The organism is Dactylosporangium vinaceum, from assembly GCF_019904175.1.
GTDB lineage: Bacteria > Actinomycetota > Actinomycetes > Mycobacteriales > Micromonosporaceae > Dactylosporangium > Dactylosporangium vinaceum.
Map to the genome: position 1 here is coordinate 6,075,133 of NZ_CP061913.1, position 17,744 is coordinate 6,092,876.

General features: G+C 71.6%; 10 protein-coding genes. 4 read left to right on the top strand and 6 right to left on the bottom strand.

Features of this window, described 5'->3' with window-relative positions:
• Positions 1 to 18: 18 nt before the first annotated feature.
• A complete protein-coding gene (locus tag Dvina_RS27355) occupies positions 19 to 5,505 on the bottom strand; it encodes an ATP-binding protein (RefSeq protein WP_223092201.1) in 5,487 nt (1,828 codons plus the stop codon).
• 288 nt (positions 5,506 to 5,793) lie between these two features.
• Here Dvina_RS27355 and Dvina_RS27360 point away from each other — a divergent pair, with 288 nt between their 5' ends.
• On the top strand, positions 5,794 to 6,357 hold the full coding sequence (locus Dvina_RS27360; protein ID WP_223092202.1) for a DUF1275 family protein: 564 nt from the start codon (positions 5,794 to 5,796) through the stop codon (positions 6,355 to 6,357).
• Positions 6,311 to 7,180, top strand: a complete 870-nt coding sequence (locus Dvina_RS27365) for an NAD(+)/NADH kinase (protein ID WP_223092203.1) — start codon at positions 6,311 to 6,313, stop codon at positions 7,178 to 7,180. The genes Dvina_RS27360 and Dvina_RS27365 overlap by 47 nt, the downstream gene beginning before the upstream one ends.
• A gap of 13 nt (positions 7,181 to 7,193) precedes the next feature.
• Here the strand turns inward: Dvina_RS27365 and Dvina_RS27370 are convergent, their stop codons facing one another.
• On the bottom strand, positions 7,194 to 7,484 hold the full coding sequence (locus Dvina_RS27370; protein WP_223092204.1) for a ubiquitin carboxyl-terminal hydrolase 14: 291 nt from the start codon (positions 7,482 to 7,484) through the stop codon (positions 7,194 to 7,196).
• An 81-nt stretch (positions 7,485 to 7,565) separates the two neighbouring features.
• Between Dvina_RS27370 and Dvina_RS27375 the strand changes: the two genes are divergently transcribed.
• Both Dvina_RS27375 and Dvina_RS55320 read left to right on the top strand, forming a co-directional pair.
• Complete coding sequence (locus Dvina_RS27375; protein WP_246655352.1) at positions 7,566 to 9,209, top strand: NAD(P)/FAD-dependent oxidoreductase; 1,644 nt, start codon at positions 7,566 to 7,568, stop codon at positions 9,207 to 9,209.
• Complete coding sequence (locus Dvina_RS55320) at positions 9,206 to 10,651, top strand: ATP-binding protein (protein ID WP_223092206.1); 1,446 nt, start codon at positions 9,206 to 9,208, stop codon at positions 10,649 to 10,651. Before Dvina_RS27375 ends, Dvina_RS55320 begins: the two co-directional genes overlap by 4 nt.
• A 37-nt stretch (positions 10,652 to 10,688) precedes the next feature.
• On the opposite strand, the gene ahcY is transcribed toward Dvina_RS55320, so the two are convergent.
• From ahcY to Dvina_RS54525, 4 genes are all read right to left on the bottom strand, one after another.
• Positions 10,689 to 12,209 carry an adenosylhomocysteinase gene (gene ahcY / locus Dvina_RS27385; protein ID WP_223092207.1) on the bottom strand — a complete coding sequence of 507 codons (1,521 nt, stop codon included), beginning with the start codon at positions 12,207 to 12,209 and terminating at the stop codon, positions 10,689 to 10,691.
• 151 nt (positions 12,210 to 12,360) lie between these two features.
• Positions 12,361 to 13,149, bottom strand: coding sequence for an SWIM zinc finger family protein (locus Dvina_RS27390; RefSeq protein WP_223092208.1), 789 nt, complete (start codon positions 13,147 to 13,149; stop codon positions 12,361 to 12,363).
• On the bottom strand, positions 13,142 to 16,492 hold the full coding sequence (locus tag Dvina_RS27395) for a DEAD/DEAH box helicase (RefSeq protein WP_223092209.1): 3,351 nt from the start codon (positions 16,490 to 16,492) through the stop codon (positions 13,142 to 13,144). The genes Dvina_RS27390 and Dvina_RS27395 overlap by 8 nt, the downstream gene beginning before the upstream one ends.
• Before the next feature lie 25 nt (positions 16,493 to 16,517).
• Positions 16,518 to 17,720: a ferric iron reductase gene (locus Dvina_RS54525; RefSeq protein WP_246655353.1), complete on the bottom strand. Its 1,203-nt coding sequence runs from the start codon at positions 17,718 to 17,720 to the stop codon at positions 16,518 to 16,520.
• Positions 17,721 to 17,744: the final 24 nt, after the last annotated feature.

A 17,744-nucleotide genomic window follows, 5' to 3' on the forward strand; every position in this document is an offset into this window, starting at 1 on the left:
CGGCCGGCCCGGAGCGGGTCAGCGCTTGAGGCCGTGCTCGATGGCCTCGATGATGCGGGGGCGTAGTTCGCGGGCGCTGATGATGGCGTCGACGGAGCCGACCTCGACGGCGCGCTGGATGGAGTGGACGCGGTCGAACTCGGCGGCGACGGCGGCGAGTTTCTCGGCCCGCACGGCGGACTGGACCTCGGCGAGGCGGGCGTTGAGGGCGGCGCGTTCGGCGCCGGATGCGGTGGCGATGCGGGCCTGCAGGTCGGTGACGCGGGGGTCGGTGCTGGTGCGGTTGTTGACCTCGCCGGAGAAGACGACGGCGGCGGCGGGGGCGCCGCCGAGGACGGAGGCGAAGGAGCCTTCGAGGGCCAGGACCGTCATGTTGGGGTTGAGGGCCTTGGAGAACACGACGAACGCGCCGCCGTGGTAACGGGAGATGACGGTGAAGACGATGGGGCCTTCGAAGTTGACGATGGCCCGGCCGATCTCGGCGCCGTACTCGAGCTGGAGTTTGCGCATGGACTCGGGGGAGCCGTCGAAGCCGGAGAGGTTGGCCAGGACGACGAGGGGGCGGTTGCCGGAGGCGGCGTTGATGGCCCGGGCGACCTTCTTCGACGACTGGGGGAACAGGGTGCCGGCGGTGTAGGTGTCGGGGCCGTCGGTGGGTGGGAAGCCGGTGCGGGGCACGGAGCGCGACTCGATGCCGACGAGGCAGACGGGGCGGCCGCCGAGGTGGGCGTCGTGGACGACGGCGGTGTCGGCGTCGGCCATGCCGGTCCAGCGTTCGAGGGCCGGGTGGTCCTGGTCGGCGACGGCTTTCATGACGGTGCGGATGTCGAAGGGCTTCTTGCGGTCGGGGTTGTGCTGGGTGGAGAAGATCTGCCCGACGGTGGTGAAGTCGCTGCCGGCGACGGTGTGCGGGTAGGAGGTGACGTCACGGTCGGCGGGGTCGGTGGTGGTGGTGCGGCGGGGGCCGGGTTCGCCGGGCGCGACGTAGGTGTGCTCGTAGTGGGCCATGAGCACGTCGCGGGCGGCGGGGAGGTTCGGGGCCCAGTACTGGGCCTGGCCGTTGGGGCCCATGACGCGGTCGTAGCCGCCGATGCCGTAGTTGTCCTCGGCGGAGATGCCGCCGGAGAAGTCGAGGGCCTGCTTGCCGGTGAGGACCATGGCGGAGTCGGGGGTCATGACGAGGATGCCCTTGGTGTGCATGAGCATTGTCGCCTCGGCGTTCCAGTAGGGCTGGGCGCCGACGTTGATGCCGGTGACGATGATGTTGATCTCGCCGCCGGCCTGGGTGAAGGTGACGATGCGTTTGAGGGCGGCGGCGACCCAGTCCATGTTCTCGGTGCCCGAGGACATGGAGATGCGGGCGCCGGCGGACAGGGCGAACCACTCGACCGGGGCGTTGAGGCGTTCGGCGAGGTCGAGGGCGGCGATGACGCGGCTGCACTCGGGTTCGGAGAGGGCGCCGAGGGCTTTGGTGGGGTCGCCGAGGAGGGCGACGCGGGTGACGCCTTCGGGGTGGCGGGGGGTGGGGGTGGTGACGACGCCGGCGATGATGGCGGCGGTGTTCCTGCCCTTGGGCCGCTGGACGGGCACGAGGGTGCCGTGCTCGTCGAGGTCGTGTTCGGTGAAGGTGCCGCCGGGCCCGGCGAGCAGGCTGGTGAGCTCGTAGGGGTAGACGGTGCCGCGGCGGGCGGCGCGCAGGACCTTCTGCCGGTAGTCGTCGATGGGCTGGACGGGCTCGGTGGTGGGTTTGTCGACGGTGAGACGGGCGCCGTGGCCGGGGTCCAGGGTGATGCGGACGGCGACTTCGGCGAGGTCGCCGGCGGCGTTGCGCTGGCGGGCGAGGAACTGGACCTCTTCGAGGCCGGCGCCGGCGGTGGTGGGCAGGAGCCGCTGGACGAGGGTTTCGATCTCGTCCTGGGTCAGTTCGGTGGCGGGCCAGACGTACATCATGATGCGGTTGGTGTCGAAGCGTTTGTTCTGGGGGCGCTGGGCCTGGATGTTGCGGATGGCGTCGAGGCAGCCGGTGGTGATGTCCTCGAGGGCCGGGAGGGCGACGAGGCGGCCGTCGGCTTCGCGCAGGGCGGTGAGGTCGCGGACCTGGCCCATGGCGATGAGGCGCTCGTCGGCGGGGTTGGTCTTGGCGACGGCTTTGAAGAGGTAGATCTCCTCGTCGGCGGAGGGCAGCCGGGTGAGGTCGAACTCGCGGAGCCGGTAGAGCTGCAGGCGGTTGGCGATCTGGGGGTGCAGGCCGCGGATGAGGCGGTCCTCGGCGAAGCCGTCGCCGTCGGGGCGGAAGGTGAAGTGGTGGTGCATGACGGCGTGGCTGGTGCCGGCGACGGTGATGGTGATGCGGCGCACGCCGTCGGGCTGGGGGTGTTTGGTGAGCAGGTCGCCGAGGGTGGCGGCGATGGCTGTCGCGTCGGGCTGGTCTTCCCACGCGACGTAGACGTCGGCGACGGTACCGCCGGCGGCCGGGTCCTGGGCCAGGTGCCCGACGGTGTCGAGGGCGGCGCCGAGGGTGGCGATGTCGACGGCGGTGGTGACGACGCGGGTGAGGCCGGATCGGCCGGTGTGCTGGGCGGTGACGAACCGGCCGCCGGGCGTGTCGGTGGCTGTGACGTCGGTGAGTCCGCGGCTGCCGTAGTAGCGGCGGGTCAGCACTTCGAGCAGTGCGGAGTGGTCGGTGCCGGTGCGGCCGATGCGCTGGCCGATGAGCCGGACGAGGGGTTCGGCGGAGGCGACCATGGACTGGATGCGCTCGGCCCGGTCGGGGGCCTCGGGGTTGCGGTCGAGGTAGGTGAGGTCGGCGCGGACGGTGACGTAGACCTTGGCCCGGTTGCGGCGCAGGAGGGGCTGGGCGAACCAGCGGAAGACGATGCCGCGGGCGAGGTCGGCGACGGCGGGGAAGCGGACCTGGGTGGCTTCGATGAGGTGTTCGAGGGTGAGCCCGGCGCGTTCGGCGAGGGGTTCGATGGGGGGCGGGCCGGCGAGCCAGCGGCGCAGGAGTTCGGTGATGACGGCGATGTCGGTGGCGGTGCGCTGCTGGGCGAGGAAGATGCGGAAGACGGCGGCTTCGAGGGCGGGGGTGCGGTCGAGGCTGTCGACGCCGTAGTGGGCGAGGACTTTGGTGAGGCGGGTCTGGAAGCCGGTGGGGATGCCGGCCCGGTCGACGTCGAGGCTGCCGAGGTAGCGGTGGAAGTATTCGCGGGGTGAGTGCACGGCGCTGCCGGGTTCGCTGCCGAGCTCGCCGCCGGCGCTGTTGCGGGTGAGTTCGGCGAGGTCGGCGAAGACGGTGAGGAGTTCGACCTCGCCGGGCAGGGGCCGGTCGCCGGCTTCGGTGCGGGCGGTGAGGTAGCGGGTGAGGGCGCGGCCCTGGTCGGCGGGGTCGACGTCGAAGCCGAGCAGGAGGCTGTAGAGGTCCTGGCGGCTGCGGTCGAGCAGGGCGGCGGGGTCGGCGGTGGTGCCGGCCGGGGGGAGGTCGATGTCGACGGTGTGGGTGTCGGCGGGGCCGGTGGTGTCGCTGTCGCCGTCGGTGAGGGGTTCGAGGCGCAGGAGGGGGGCGCCGGTCTCGACCTGGCTGCCGACGGAAACGGGCAGTTCCTTGACGCGGGCCCGGAAGGGTGCGCGCAGGGCGGTCTCCATTTTCATGGATTCCAGGACGAGGATGGTGGCGCCGGCGTCGACCTCGTCGCCGACGGTGACGGGGGTGGCCACGACGAGGGCGGGTGCGGGTGAGCGCACGACGCCGCCTTCGTCGCGGCTGATGCGGTGGGTGACGCCGTCGACCTCGACGAGGTGGATGGGGCCGTGGGTGGCGGAGATGAGCCGGAAGCGGTGGCCGTTGACGGTGATCTGGCCGCGGTGGCTGTCGAAGGCCTCGATCTCGATGTCGGCGGCGACGGGGTCGGCGCCGGCGGCGATGAGGGTGCGGTAGCGGGTCTGGCCGACGCGGGCGACGGTGACGCGGTAGGTGTTGCCGCGCAGTTTGAGGTCGAGGGGGCGGCCGGCTTCGTGCTGGACCTGGGGGCGCCCGCCGTGGGCGGTGGTGAGCAGGCGGCTGCGGGCGATCGCTTCGTCGTCCTGGTAGGCCTCGATGGCGGCGGCGGCGAGGGCGATGGCGGAGTGGCGGTGGTTGACGAGGCGGCCCTGGGCGCGGACGCGGTCGATCCAGCCGGTGTCGGCGGTGGCGTCGATGACTTCGGGCTGGTCGAGCAGGTCGATGACGAAGCTCTTGTTGGTGGCGCCGCCGTCGATGATGACGGTGGTCTCGGCCATGGCGCGGCGCAGGCGGGCGAGGGCCTCGTCGCGGTCGCGGCCGTAGGCGATGATCTTGGCGATCATGGAGTCGAAGTCCGACGGGATGCTGTCGCCTTCGCTGACGCCGGAGTCGACGCGGATGCCGGGCCCGGCGGGCAGGACGAGGCGGGAGATCCGGCCGGGGGCGGGGGCGAAGTCGCGGTCGGGGTCCTCGGCGTTGAGGCGGGCCTCGACGGCGTGGCCGAGTTCGGCGGGGCGCTGGCCGTCGAGGGTGCCGCCGGAGGCGACGTGCAGCTGGAGTTTGACGAGGTCGGTGCCGGTGGTGATCTCGGTGATCGGGTGTTCGACCTGCAGGCGGGTGTTGACCTCGAGGAACGCGAAGAGTTTGTCGGCGGGCTTGTAGAGGAACTCGACGGTGCCGGCGCCGCGGTAGCCCACGGCGAGGGCGAGGCGTTCGGCGGCGGCCTTGAGCTCGGCGACCTGGTCGGGGCCGAGGACCGGCGACGCGGACTCTTCGATGATCTTCTGGTTGCGGCGCTGGACGGAGCAGTCGCGCACGCCCAGGGCCCAGGCGGTGCCGTGGCCGTCGGCGATGACCTGGACCTCGACGTGGCGGGCGCCGGTGACGAGCCGCTCGAGGAAGACGATGCCGGAGCCGAACGCGCGGAGGGCTTCGGCGCTCGTGCGCTCGTAGGCGTCGGTGAGTTCGTCGGCGGAGGCGACCATGCGGATGCCGCGGCCGCCGCCGCCGGCGGTGGCTTTGAGCATGAGGGGGTAGCCGATGGCGGCGCCGGCTTCGAGGGCGGCGTCGAGGGTGGCGACCTCGCCGCGGCTCCAGGGGGCGACGGGGACGCCTACCTCTTCGGCGATGAGTTTGGCGCCGATCTTGTCGCCGAGTTTGCGCATGGCGTCGGCGGAGGGGCCGATGAAGGTGACGCCGATGCGGTCGCACAGTTCGGCGAAGGTGGGGTCCTCGGCGACGAAGCCCCAGCCGACCCAGGCGGCGTCGGCGCCGGTGGCGAGGAGCGCCTGCTCGAGCAGGGCGTGGTTGAGGTAGGGCCGGGCGGCGGCGGGGCCGAGGGGGTAGGCGTGGTCGGCCTCGCGGACGAACGTCGCGGTGCGGTCCACGTCGGTGTAGAGGGCGATGGTCTCGATCCGGGTGCCGGTCTCGGCGGACAGGTCGCGGACGGCGTGGATGAGCCGCATGGCGGCCTCGCCGCGGTTGACGATGGCGATACGACTGAACACCGCTGTGTGCCTCCTGGTTTCCCCGCTGGTGCCGCGACGGTCTACACCCTGCTTGATTACTGCTGAGTACACCAATGCCGTCGCAAACCGATCCTAGGGCCGTCGTGTTGTGGGATTCCTACAACATTTGTTGCCGGGATCCGAGCTTACGTCATAGCATCCTAGGACGCCTTACACGGTGTGCCTCCGGCACACCCCAAGAACCAGTAACGATCGGCGCTGCGCGCCGACCTGTCTTCACCAACCGCAGGCGGCGTATTCCGGCGGTGGCGGGGAAGGGTCCGGTCCGTGCGACGGACGATGCTTGCTCTGGCCGCCGGGTATCTGGACGGTCTCGCCCTGCTGTATCTGGGCGGTGCGTTCGCGTCCGTCGTCGGCGGGAACCTGGTGCTGGCCGGGGTGGCGGCGGTGGCGGACCGGGCGCATCTGGCCGGTGCGGTGCTCGCCACGGGGGTGTATGCGGCGACGGTGGTCGCGGCGCGGCGGGTCGCCCCGGCCCGGTGTCGCGTCGCGGCGCTCGCGGCCCTGTGCGCGCTGACGGGCGGGTGGGCGGCCGCGCACCACGACCCGCGGGGGGCGGTACAGATGCCGCTGCTGGCGCTTGCGTCGATCGCGTGTGGTCTGCTGGCGCCGCGGCGGATGGACTGGCGGCCGCTGCTGGCGGTGCCGGTCGGTGCGGCGGGGGCGGTGCTGCTGCTGGACCGGGCGGCGTGGCTGGGTCCGCTGCCGGCGGTGGCGCTGGTGGCGGTGGCCGTCGTCGTTCCCGCGGGCCCGGAGGCGGGCTGGACCCCGTACAGTGACGGCAATGGGGATGGTGCACACCGTCGGACTCGTCCTGCATCCACGCCGTGACTCGAAGCCGGCGATCGACGCGGTCATCGACTGGGCGCGCAGCCGGGAGACGACCGTGCTGGGCCTGCCGGACGAGGTGGACCGCATCGACTGCTCGGCGGTGGCCGTGTCCGCCGACGAGCTGGTCGGGCGGGCGTCGCTCGTCGTGTCGCTGGGTGGTGACGGGACGATCCTGCGTTCGATGCGGCTGTTGTCGGGCAAGCCGACGCCGGTGCTCGGGGTGAATCTGGGGCGGCTGGGGTTTCTGGCCGAGGTGTCGGTGGAGGAGTTGCCGGAGGCGTTGTCGGCGATCGACGCGCACCGGTTCACGGTGGAGCCGCGGATGGCGGTGCGTACGACGTTGCCGGACGGGACGGCGGTGACGGCGTTCAACGACATCGCGTTGGTGCGGACGCCGGGGCATGGGATGGCGGCGGTGGCGATCTCGATGCAGGGGTATCCGTTTGTGCGGTATTCGGCGGATGCGCTGATCGTGGCGACGTCGACGGGGTCGACGGCGTACAGCTTCTCGGCGGGCGGGCCGATCGTGTCGCCGAATGTGGAGGGGATTCTGGTGGTGCCGGCGGCGGCGCATTCGGCGTTCAACCGGGCGTTGGTGTTGTCGCCGCACGAGGATCTGGATCTGGAGCTGTTGCCGTCGAGCGGGCGGTTGGCGGTGGAGGTCGATGGTGAGTTGTTGGGTGAGTTGCGGCCGGGGGACACGTTGACGGTGTCGGCGGTGCCGGCGGCGGCGAAGGTGGTGCGGTTGGGCTACACCACCTTCTATGAGCGGGCGCGCCGGAAGTTGCAGGTGAACGGGAGTCTTGAGGTGGAGTTGCCGTAGGTGGGCGGCCGTGTCAGCTGTGGGCGCGGGAGGGGAGTCCCTGGACGTTGAGGATGGTGTCGTCGGCGTAGCACCAGACCCATTCCTCGCCGGGTTCGTAGGACTGGACGAGGGGGTGGCCGGTGTCGTGGTAGTGGGCGGTGGCGTGTTTGGCCGGGGATGAGTCGCAGCAGCCGACGTGGCCGCAGGTGAGGCAGAGGCGGAGGTGGACCCAGCGGCCGCCGGTTCTGAGGCAGTCTTCGCAGCCGTCGGCTGAGGGTTCGACGTCGTTGATCTGGTCGGTGTGGGTGCAGCTGTTGGGCATGTGATCACCGTAGCGCTTCGGTGGTGTTCGCCGGTGGGGGTGTTGCGTGGTTGGATTGGTGGTATGGCCAAGCCTGCGATCTTGACCGTTGACGACGATCCTGCTGTGTCCCGTGCGGTGGCTCGTGACCTGCGGCGGCAGTATGGGGAGGAGTATCGGGTTGTCCGGGCGGATTCGGGGCGTGAGGCTCTGGAGCTGCTGCGGGAGTTGAAGCTGCGTGGTGAGCAGGTGGCGGTGCTCCTGGCGGACTATCGGATGCCGGAGATGAACGGGCTGCAGTTCCTCGAGGCGGCGATGGACCTGTTTCCGCGGGCGCGGCGGGTGTTGTTGACGGCGTATGCGGATACGGATGCGGCGATCCAGGCGATCAATATCGTGGATCTGGATCATTATTTGTTGAAGCCGTGGCATCCGCCGGAGGAGAAGTTGTATCCGGTGATCGATGCGATGTTGGAGGCGTGGCTGGCGGCGCCGGACCGGCCGTCGGCGGATGTGAAGATCATCGGGCATCGGTGGTCGGCGCCGTCGTTCCGGGTGCGGGATTTCCTGGCCCGGAACATGATCAGTTACCGGTGGTTCACGACTGATGACGCTGAGGGGCAGCGGTTGCTGGCGGCGGCGGGGGTGTCCGCTGACGATGTGCCGTTGGTGATCACGACGGAGGGTAAGGCGCTGATCAATCCGTCGGAGGCGGAGCTGGCGACGCAGGTGGGGTTGACGACGACGCCGGCGACGGACTTCTACGACCTGGTGGTGGTCGGGGGTGGGCCGGCGGGGTTGGGTGCGGCGGTGTACGGGGCGAGTGAGGGTCTGCGCACGGTGTTGCTGGAGGAGCGGGCGACGGGTGGGCAGGCGGGGCAGTCGTCGCGGATCGAGAATTATCTGGGGTTCCCGGACGGGGTGTCGGGGGCGCAGTTGACGGATCGGGCGCGGCGGCAGGCGGTGAAGTTCGGTGCGGAGCTGCTGACGGCGTGCCGGGTGACGCGGTTGGAGACGCACGGTAATACGCGGGTGCTGCAGTTCGAGGATGGGACGAGTATCGCGGCGCATGCGGTGATTCTGGCGACGGGGGTGTCGTATCGGCGGTTGACGGCGCCGGGGTTGGCGGAGCTGCATGGGCGGGGTGTGTATTACGGGTCGGCGTCGACGGAGGCGCCGTCGTGTGCGGATCAGGATGTGTACATCGTGGGTGGGGCGAACAGTGCGGGGCAGGCGGCGATGTTTTTCTCGCGGTATGCGAGCCGGGTGCATCTGCTGATCCGGGGGGCGAGTCTGCAGTCGTCGATGTCGCAGTATCTGATCGATCAGATCGAGGCGGTGGAGTCGATTCAGGTGCATGCGTGCACGGAGGTGGCGGCGGCGTTCGGTGATGAGCATCTGGAGCGGCTGGAGCTGCGGCCGGTGGATGGCGGGCCGGGGCGGGTGGTTGATGCGTCGTGGCTGTTCATCTTCATCGGTGCGGAGCCGCGCACGGATTGGCTCGGTGGGGCGGTGCTGCGGGATCCGCGGGGGTTTGTGCTGACGGGTCCGGATCTGCTCAGTGGTGACGGGCCGCCGCCGGGGTGGCGGCTGGGCCGGGATCCGTATCATTTGGAGTCGTCGATCCCTGGGGTGTTCGCGGCCGGGGATGTGCGGGCGGACTCGGTGAAGCGTGTCGCGTCTGCTGTGGGTGAGGGCGCGATGGCTGTGTCGCTTGTGCACCGCTACCTTCTGGAGTCGCAATGAGCACGTCGATGCATGAGTCCGGTCGTCGTTTGTCGGCGTCGGAGTTGCGGTCGCTGTTTCTGTTCGAGGCCCTCGATGACGAGAAGGTCGCCTGGTTGGCGGAGCGCGGGTGGGCGGTGACCCATCGGGCCGGTGAGGCGATCTATACGGAGGGTGAGCCGGCGACGTGTTTCGTGGTGTTGTTGTCGGGGACGGTGTCGTTGTCGCGGAACATCCGCGGTGATGATGTGGAGCTGTCCCGGACGGACCAGGTCGGGGTGTACGGGGGTGCGACGCAGGCGTACCTGGGTGAGCAGGTGGCGCAGGTCTACAACAACACGATGCATGCGATCACCGACGCGGAGGTGTATGAGCTGCCGGCGGTGGAGTTCGGGCCGGTGGTGCGGGAGTGGTTCCCGATGGCGATGCATCTGCTGGAGGGTTTGTTCTTCGGGATGCGTAACAGCAACAATGCGGTCGCGGAGCGGGAGCGGCTGCTGGCGTTGGGGTCGTTGTCGGCGGGGTTGACGCATGAGTTGAACAATCCGGCGGCGGCGGCGGTGCGGGCGACGGCGGTGTTGCGGGACAAGGTCGCCGGGATGCGGCACAAGCTGGCGATGATCGCGGATGGGCGCATCGACGGGGAGCGGCTGCACGGGTTGGTGGAGTTGCAGGAGACGGCGGTGAAGAAGGCGCAGAACGCGCCGAAGCGGACGGCGTTGCAGACGTCGGATGCGGAGGATGCGATCGGTGACTGGCTCGACGGGCATGACGTGTCGGGTGCGTGGGATCTGGCGCCGACGCTTGTCGCGGGTGGGGTGGAGGTGGCGTGGCTGGAGGATGTCGCGTCGTGTATCGGTGAGCTGGATCTGGAGCCGGCGGTGCGGTGGTTGTCGTACACGATCGAGACTGAGCTGCTGATGGGGGAGATCGACGACGCGGTGGCGCGGATCTCGGGGCTGGTGGGGGCGGCGAAGCAGTATTCGCAGCTGGATCGGGGCCCGTTCCAGGTGGTCGATGTGCATGAGCTGCTCGACGCGACGCTGATCATGTTGAATGCGAAGATTCCGCAGGGGGTGCGGGTCGTCACGGAGTATGACCGGTCGGTGCCGAGGATCCCGGCGTATGCGGCGGAGCTGAACCAGGTGTGGACGAACCTCATCGACAATGGGGTGTCGGCGATGCACGGGTCGGGGACGTTGACGATCACGACGGGTCTGGACTCGACGGGGAACTGTCTGTCGGTGGACATCCACGACACCGGGTCGGGGATCGCGCCGGAGGTGCGGCCGCGGATCTTCGAGCCGTTCTTCACGACGAAGCCGGTCGGTGAGGGTACGGGTCTGGGGCTGGACATCTCGTACCGGATCGTGGTGAAGAAGCATCACGGTGACATCCGGGTGACGTCGGAGCCGGGCAGTACCCATTTCACGGTGACGTTGCCGTTGCAGGAGACGCGCTGAGCGGTGGCGCCGGGTCGCCCCGGCGCCACCGTGTGGGTCAGTAGCGGTAGTGGTCGGGCTTGTAGGGGCCGGCGACGTCGACGCCGATGTACTCGGCCTGTTCCTTGGACAGTTCGGTGAGCCGGACGCCGAGGGCGTCGAGGTGCAGGGCGGCGACCTTCTCGTCGAGGTGTTTCGGCAGCCGGTACACCTGCCGCTCGTAGGCGTCGGGCTTGGTGAACAGTTCGATCTGGGCGATGGTCTGGTTGGTGAACGAGTTCGACATGACGAAGCTCGGGTGGCCGGTGGCGTTACCGAGGTTGAGCAGGCGGCCTTCGGAGAGCACGATGATGGATCGGCCGTCGGCGCGGGTCCATTCGTGGACCTGGGGTTTGATCTCGGTTTTGGTGATGCCGGGGAGTTTCGCGAGGCCGGCCATGTCGATTTCGTTGTCGAAGTGTCCGACGTTGCCGACGATCGCGTTGTGTTTGAGCCGGTTGAGCTGGGCGGCGGTGATGATGCCCTTGTTGCCGGTGGCGGTGATGACGATGTCGGCGGTGTCGATGACGTCGTCGAGGTGGACGACGGGCAGGCCGTGCATGGCGGCCTGGAGGGCGCAGATCGGGTCGATCTCGGTGACGGCGACGCGGGCGCCCTGCCCGCGGAGGGCTTCGGCGGCGCCCTTGCCGACGTCGCCGTAGCCGCAGACGACGGCGAGTTTCCCGGCGAGCATGACGTCGGTGGCGCGGTTGAGGCCGTCGAGGAGTGAGTGGCGGATGCCGTAGGTGTTGTCGAACTTCGACTTGGTGACGGAGTCGTTGACGTTGATCGCCGGGAACAGCAGGGAGCCGTCGTCGGCGAGTTTGTAGAGGCGTTTGACGCCGTTGGTGGTTTCTTCGGTGACGCCGCGGACGGCGGCGGCGATGCGGGTGAAGCGTTGCGGGTCGCGGGCGAGGCTCGCGGCGAGGGTCTGCAGGATGATCTGGTACTCGGGGTCGTCGCCGGCGGCGGGCTGCGGGACGGCGCCGTGGGTTTCGAATTCGGCGCCCTTGTGGATGAGCAGTGTCGCGTCGCCGCCGTCGTCGACGATCATGTTCGGGCCGGTGGGTTGCCCGTCGGGTCCGGTGAACTGGAACAGCTGGTCGGTGCACCACCAGTACTCGTCGAGGGTTTCGCCTTTCCACGCGTAGACGGGGGTGCCGGCGGGGGCGTCGACGGTGCCGGTGGGTCCGACGACGACGGCGGCGGAGGCCTCGTCCTGGGTGGAGAAGATGTTGCACGACACCCACCGGACCTGCGCGCCGAGCGCGACGAGGGTTTCGATGAGCACGGCGGTCTGCACGGTCATGTGCAGGGACCCGGCGATGCGGGCGCCGCGCAGGGGCTGGGCGGCGGCGTATTCGCGGCGGGTCGCCATCAGGCCGGGCATCTCGTGTTCGGCGAGGCGGATCTGGGTGCGGCCGGCCGGGGCGAGGGACAGGTCGGCGACGGCGAAGTCGATGCCGCCGCGGGTCTGCCGGTAGGGGTGGCCGTCCGCGACGAGCTGCTGCAGGGTCGGCCGGTGCTGGTGCTGGGACATACCTGAGGTCACCTCCCGGTGACAGGAGGCGCCCTTGGGTCAAGGGAAGTCAGGTGATGGCCGAGCGTGGCGAACGCCGGTTGCCGGGTTCGTCGCAGCGCCTCTCGGCCCTGACGGCGGTGCAGTGTTCGTGCCCCGCTACCTGACGACGTTACCGGGGCTGTCGGCGGTCCGGCAACCCCGGCTCGCTGTGGGTGACGGTGTGATAGGCGGCACGGAGCAGGTCGGTGACGTCGAACCGGCCGGCGGTGAGGGGGAGGGTTTCGAGCTGGTCGAGGATGGCGTCGCCGCGGCGCAGGGTGCCGGGCAGGGGTGGCTGCGGCTGGGGGAGCCGGGGGCCGGCGTCCCAGAAGCCGGCTTCGCGGTGCGGTGCGGGGGTGTCGTCGCGGTGCGGGCCTTTCGCGATGTGGCCGAGGGCGGAGGTCCGGTGGGCGCGCAGCGCGTCGAGGACCTCGTCGCGGCCGCGGCCGCGCCAGGCGAGGATCTGCAGCGGGTCGGCGTCGAACTCCTCGGCGAGGACGTAGCAGGCGGCGGTCAGGTGCCGGCACGGTTTCTGCCAGCCGGGGCAGGAGCAGTCCAGGACGATGTCCTGCAGCGACTGCGGGAACAGTGACAGCCCGAACTCGGCCAGGACGGTGTCGAGGCCGGCGGGGAGGTCCCCGGCGAGGAGTTTCGCGGCGTAGATGGCGTTGGCGGCCAGGACCCGGTCGATGCGGGCCCAGTCGGCGGCGGTCCACGCCTTGACCCCGATCCGGGCCCGGTACGTCTCGCCGTCCTCGTCGACGACGAGGGCGGTGACGATGCTGGTGGAGATGGTGATGGAGCGTACCTGCCCGGCGCGGGCGTAGCGGCGCCCGGCGGAGAATGTGGTGCCCATCCGCAGGGATTCGAGCATGAGCAGGAACTGGTGCGACCATCTGCGGCTGGCGGGTTCAGGCATCGGCGACGGCCTCCGGGGTCAGGCGCAGCAGGTCGAGGAGGTCGTCGCTGGACAGGCCGGTGAGCCAGCCTTCGCCGGACCCGACGGCGACACCGGCGAGGCCGCGTTTGCCGGTCATGATCTCGTCGATGCGCTCCTCGACGGTGCCGATGCACACGAACGTGTGGACCTGCACGTCGCGGCGCTGCCCGATGCGGAACGCCCGGTCGGTGGCCTGGGCCTCGGCGGCCGGGTTCCACCACCGGTCGACGTGCACGACGTGGTTCGCCGCGGTGAGGTTCAGGCCGGTCCCGCCGGCTTTGAGTGACACGAGCAGCACGGCGGGGCCGGTGCCGGACTGGAACCGTTCGACGAGGCGGTCCCGGGCGCCTGTGGGGGTACCGCCGTGCAGGAACTCGACGCCGGCGCCGAGGGTCGCGGCGAGGTGCGGGGTGAGGAGGTGCCCGAACTTCGTGAACTGGGTGAAGACCAGGGCCCGGTCGCCGGCGTCGACGGCGGCGGTGAGGATGTCCTCCAGGCGGGTCAGCTTCCCCGACCGGCCCGGCAGTGGTGTCCCGTCACCCATGAGGTGCGCCGGGTGGTTGCACACCTGTTTCAGTTTCGTCATCGCGGACAGGACCAGGCCTTTGCGCTGGGACCCGGCCCGGCCTTCCTTGAGTTTCGCGAACAGTTCGTCGACGACCGCCTTGTACAGGGTCGCCTGTTCCAGGGTCAGGGTGCACCACTGGCGGCGTTCGAACTTCTCGGGCAGGTCGGCGATGACGGCCCGGTCGGTCTTGACCCGGCGCAGCAGGAACGGGCGGGTCACCCGCCGCAGCCGCGCGGCCGCGTCGGTGTCGCCCCACCGTTCGACCGGCACCGAGTAGCGGGCCCGGAAGGTGCTCGCGTCGCCGAGCAGGCCGGGGTTGAGGAAGTCGGCGATCGACCACAGTTCGGTGAGCCGGTTCTCGACGGGGGTGCCGGTCAGGGCGATGCGGTGCCGGGCCGGGAACCGGCGCACCGCCCGGGCGGTGACGCCGGTGGCGTTCTTCACCTGCTGGGCTTCGTCGAGCACGACCCGGTCCCAGTCGACGGCGGCGAGGGTGTCGGCGTCGCGGGTCGCGACCTGGTAGGTGGTGAGGACGAGGTCGGTGCCGGTGGTGGCGGGGCCGCGGCCGGCGCCGTGGTGGACGCGGACGGTGAGGGCGGGGGTGAACCGGGCGATCTCGCGGCGCCAGTTGCCCAGGACCGACAGCGGGCACACGATGAGCGTCGGGGGGCGTGGCCCGCGGGCGCGGGTGTGGGCTTCGAGGGCGAGGACCTGGACGGTCTTGCCGAGGCCCATGTCGTCGGCGAGGAGCGCCCCGACGCCGACGGTGTCGAGGAACGCCAGCCACGACAGGCCCCGCCGCTGGTAGGGGCGCAGTGTCGCGGTGAGTCCGGGTGGCGGGTCGAGGAGCTCGAGGCGTTGCGCGGCCCGGCCGGTGAGCAGGTCCGCGAGCCAGCCCTGCCCGTCGACGCCGGTCACCGGCAGCGGCAGCGACCCGTCGGGGATGAGCCGGGTCAGGCGCATCGCCTCCCCGGCGGTCATCTGCCCGCGCCCGCCGCGGCGCAGGAACGCCAGCCCGGCCCGCAGCCGCTCCCGGTCCAGGTGCACCCACCGGCCGCGCAGCCGCACCAGTGGGACTTTCGCCCGGGCGAGTTCGGCGAGGTCGGCCTCGCTGAGGAACTCGTCGCCGATCGCGAGGCCCCACCGGTAGTCGACGATCGCGGCCCGGTTCGTGGTCGTGTCGCGCAGGACCGGCGCCGCCGGCTGGGCCGTGCGGACCGTCAGGGTCAGGCCGAGGTCCTGCCGGCGCTGCCACTGCGCCGGCAGGAGCACCCCGAACCCGGCGTCGTGCAGCAGCCCGGCGAAGGTCAGGAACCGGTAGGCGCCGGTGGTGTCCAGGCGCAGCGACACCGGGTCGCGTCGCCACAGTGCCTCGTCGAGGTCCGGCCACAGGCGGCTGGCCCGGCCGAGGTCGGCCAGGAGCACGTCCTGCGGGTAGTCGACCCACGTGAACAGCGGCGACGCCGCGTCCGACCAGACGTCCCGGGCGGGGATGAGCAGGCCGGGTTCGGCGGCCGGCTGCAGGAGGAACTCGACGAGCCAGTATCCGCCGTCCTCGTCGGCGGCGGCCGCGGCGCGGGGCGGGTGGCGGTGTTCGCCGCCGGCCGGGTCGGGGGCGAGTTCGGCGCCGTCGTCGTCGGGGTCGTCGACGTAGGTGAGCCGGAAACACAGCCGGACGGCTGCGGGCCGGCCGCTGTCGGCCCACCGTTGCAGGACCTCCCGCAGCCGCGCCACCTCGGGCCCGTCCGCGAGGAGGTCCCCGGCCGGCGGGTCGCCGGCGGCCGGTGGTGCGCCGGTTGCAGCGTCCGGGCCGGGACCGGCCGGTGCCGGGGTGGGGGCGGGCGGCGGGGTGTCCGGCGGCAGGAAGCGGGCGGCGGCGGCCCGGGCGGCGATGGCGCGCGCCTCGGCCCGGGCGCGGGCGGCGGCCGGGGACAGGCCGGCGGTCGAGGGTGGCCCGGTGCGGCCGGAGGGGTCGGGCGGCTGGTCGCCGCCCGGTGCGGCGGTGGGGGCGGTGGTGCGCAGGCGCGCGTCGGGGCTGGTGAGGGCGGCGAGCCAGGCGCGGGTGGCGGTGTCGTGGCGGACCTGGCCGGGGGACAGCAGCGGGTGGCCGGTCAGCGCCGCGCGGACCAGGTGGTCGACGGCCGCGTCCAGGGCGGTGCGGGTGGCGTCGCCGGTGGACCAGGGCCGCACCGGCCGGCCGGCGGCCGGGGCGGCGGGCAGGGCGGTGGCGGCGGCGCCGGGGAGGGCGCGGGCCAGGGCGGTGAACGTGGCGGCGTCGGCGGACCACAGGGCCGGGCGCCAGCGGGCGGCGGGGCCCCGGCCGGCGCCGGAGGGTTCGGTGGTGAGGGCCGGGAGGTAGCGGCCCCGGGCGACCAGGTCCCGCGCGAAGGTGACCACGTCGGCCAGGGCGCCGACCGTCGGCGCCGCGACGGCGGTGTCCGGGCCGGCCGCCAGGAGCTGCTCCGGGTCGGTGGCCGGGGGCAGCACGACGATCGGGACGGTCCACCCGGTCCGGCGTTTCGGGGCCGGGCGGGGCCGCGCCGCCGGTGGCAGGTGCCCGGCCAGTGTCGGTGACGGGGCCGGCCCGGCAGCGCTCGACGGCAGGAGCAGCTCGGCGGTGGTGACGGTGCCGGGCAGCGGCGGCAGCGCGGCGAACGGGTGCAGCGGCGGCGCCGGGGTCGGCTGCGGGTCGGTCGTCTCGGCCCAGCAGGCCAGGGAGCCGTCCGGCAGGACCAGGCCGTGCACGACGATCACCTGGGCCACCCTAACGCGGGACGGGTCAGCGCCAGCGGGGCGGGCGGCCCGTGTCGACGAGTTTCCAGTCGCCGTTGTCGTAGAGGACGTTGTCGTAGTAGTACGTCGACGCCGGGAGCAGCTGCGGGGTCGTGAACGCCGCCCGGGCCGCCGCGTGCAGGGTGGCCTCGTCGACGCCCCAGACGGTGGCGGCGAGCGCGGCGACGTAGTTGAGGGCGTGGTGGCCCATGAAGCTGTCGTAGGCGAGGGAGAACACCTCGTCGGCGGCGAGGGGCACGTCCCGGGGGATGACGTTCGCCGGGGGCAGGCCACCCGGGAGGTTCGCCGCGGCCCGCAGATGGCTGTCGACGTAGACGGCGCAGTCGCGGTACACCACCGCCGTGCGGCGCGTCCCGGCGTCGAAGGTGAACAGGGTGTTCTGGCCGTGGGTCTCCAGGGGGCAGCCGGTCGCGACGACGGTGTCGCACCAGAGGCGGACCATCGGGGCGATGATGCGGGTGGCGACGAAGTCGGCGGGGGGTTCGCCGAACGCGTCGACGAGCTGCTGCAGCAGGGGCGGGTCGGCGGGGGCGGCGAGGTCCCGGCCGTAGAGGGCGAACAGCGGCACCGTCCACCGCGGTGCGGGCGTGTCGGGGCGGGCGGCGCGGACGAGGAACCCCCACGCGTCGTCGCCGAGGCCCGCGTCGAGCCAACCGCCGAACACCTCCGGCAGGACCGGGGTCCCGGCCCGCCGCAGGTCGGCGGAGACCCACAGTTGCAGGTCGATGACGGGGCGGCGCAGGCGGCGGGTGAACCGGGACAGCCGCCGCGGATAGTGCAGCTTCACGAAGTGCGGCTCGACGGGCCGGCCGGCGGCTTCGGTGATGAACACGGTCCGGGCGTTCGCCGACGGCACCGCGGTCAGCGCCGGGCCCGGCTCCAGCGACAGCAGCACGTCACGGGCGGCGAGGCCGGGGCTGTCGAGGGTGTTCGGGTGCACCGGCAGCAGCAGCGTGTCGCCGTCGCGGTAGTGCGCGGCGAGCGGCGATCCGGTGTCGTGGTGGCCGCCGAGGTTTGTGGGGACGCGGAACGTCGGCAGGGTGAACGTCGCCGCGCCGCGCTGCGGATGGTAGCGCTCGGCGATGTCGAGGTCGGCGGCGTACGGGCTGTAGGTGCGGGTGCCGACGCCGAGATACCGTTCCGCGTACTGCCACAACGCGATGGGGTCGTGGACGTCGTTGAGGTGCATCGGCGTGAGCCTACTGGCACCCGT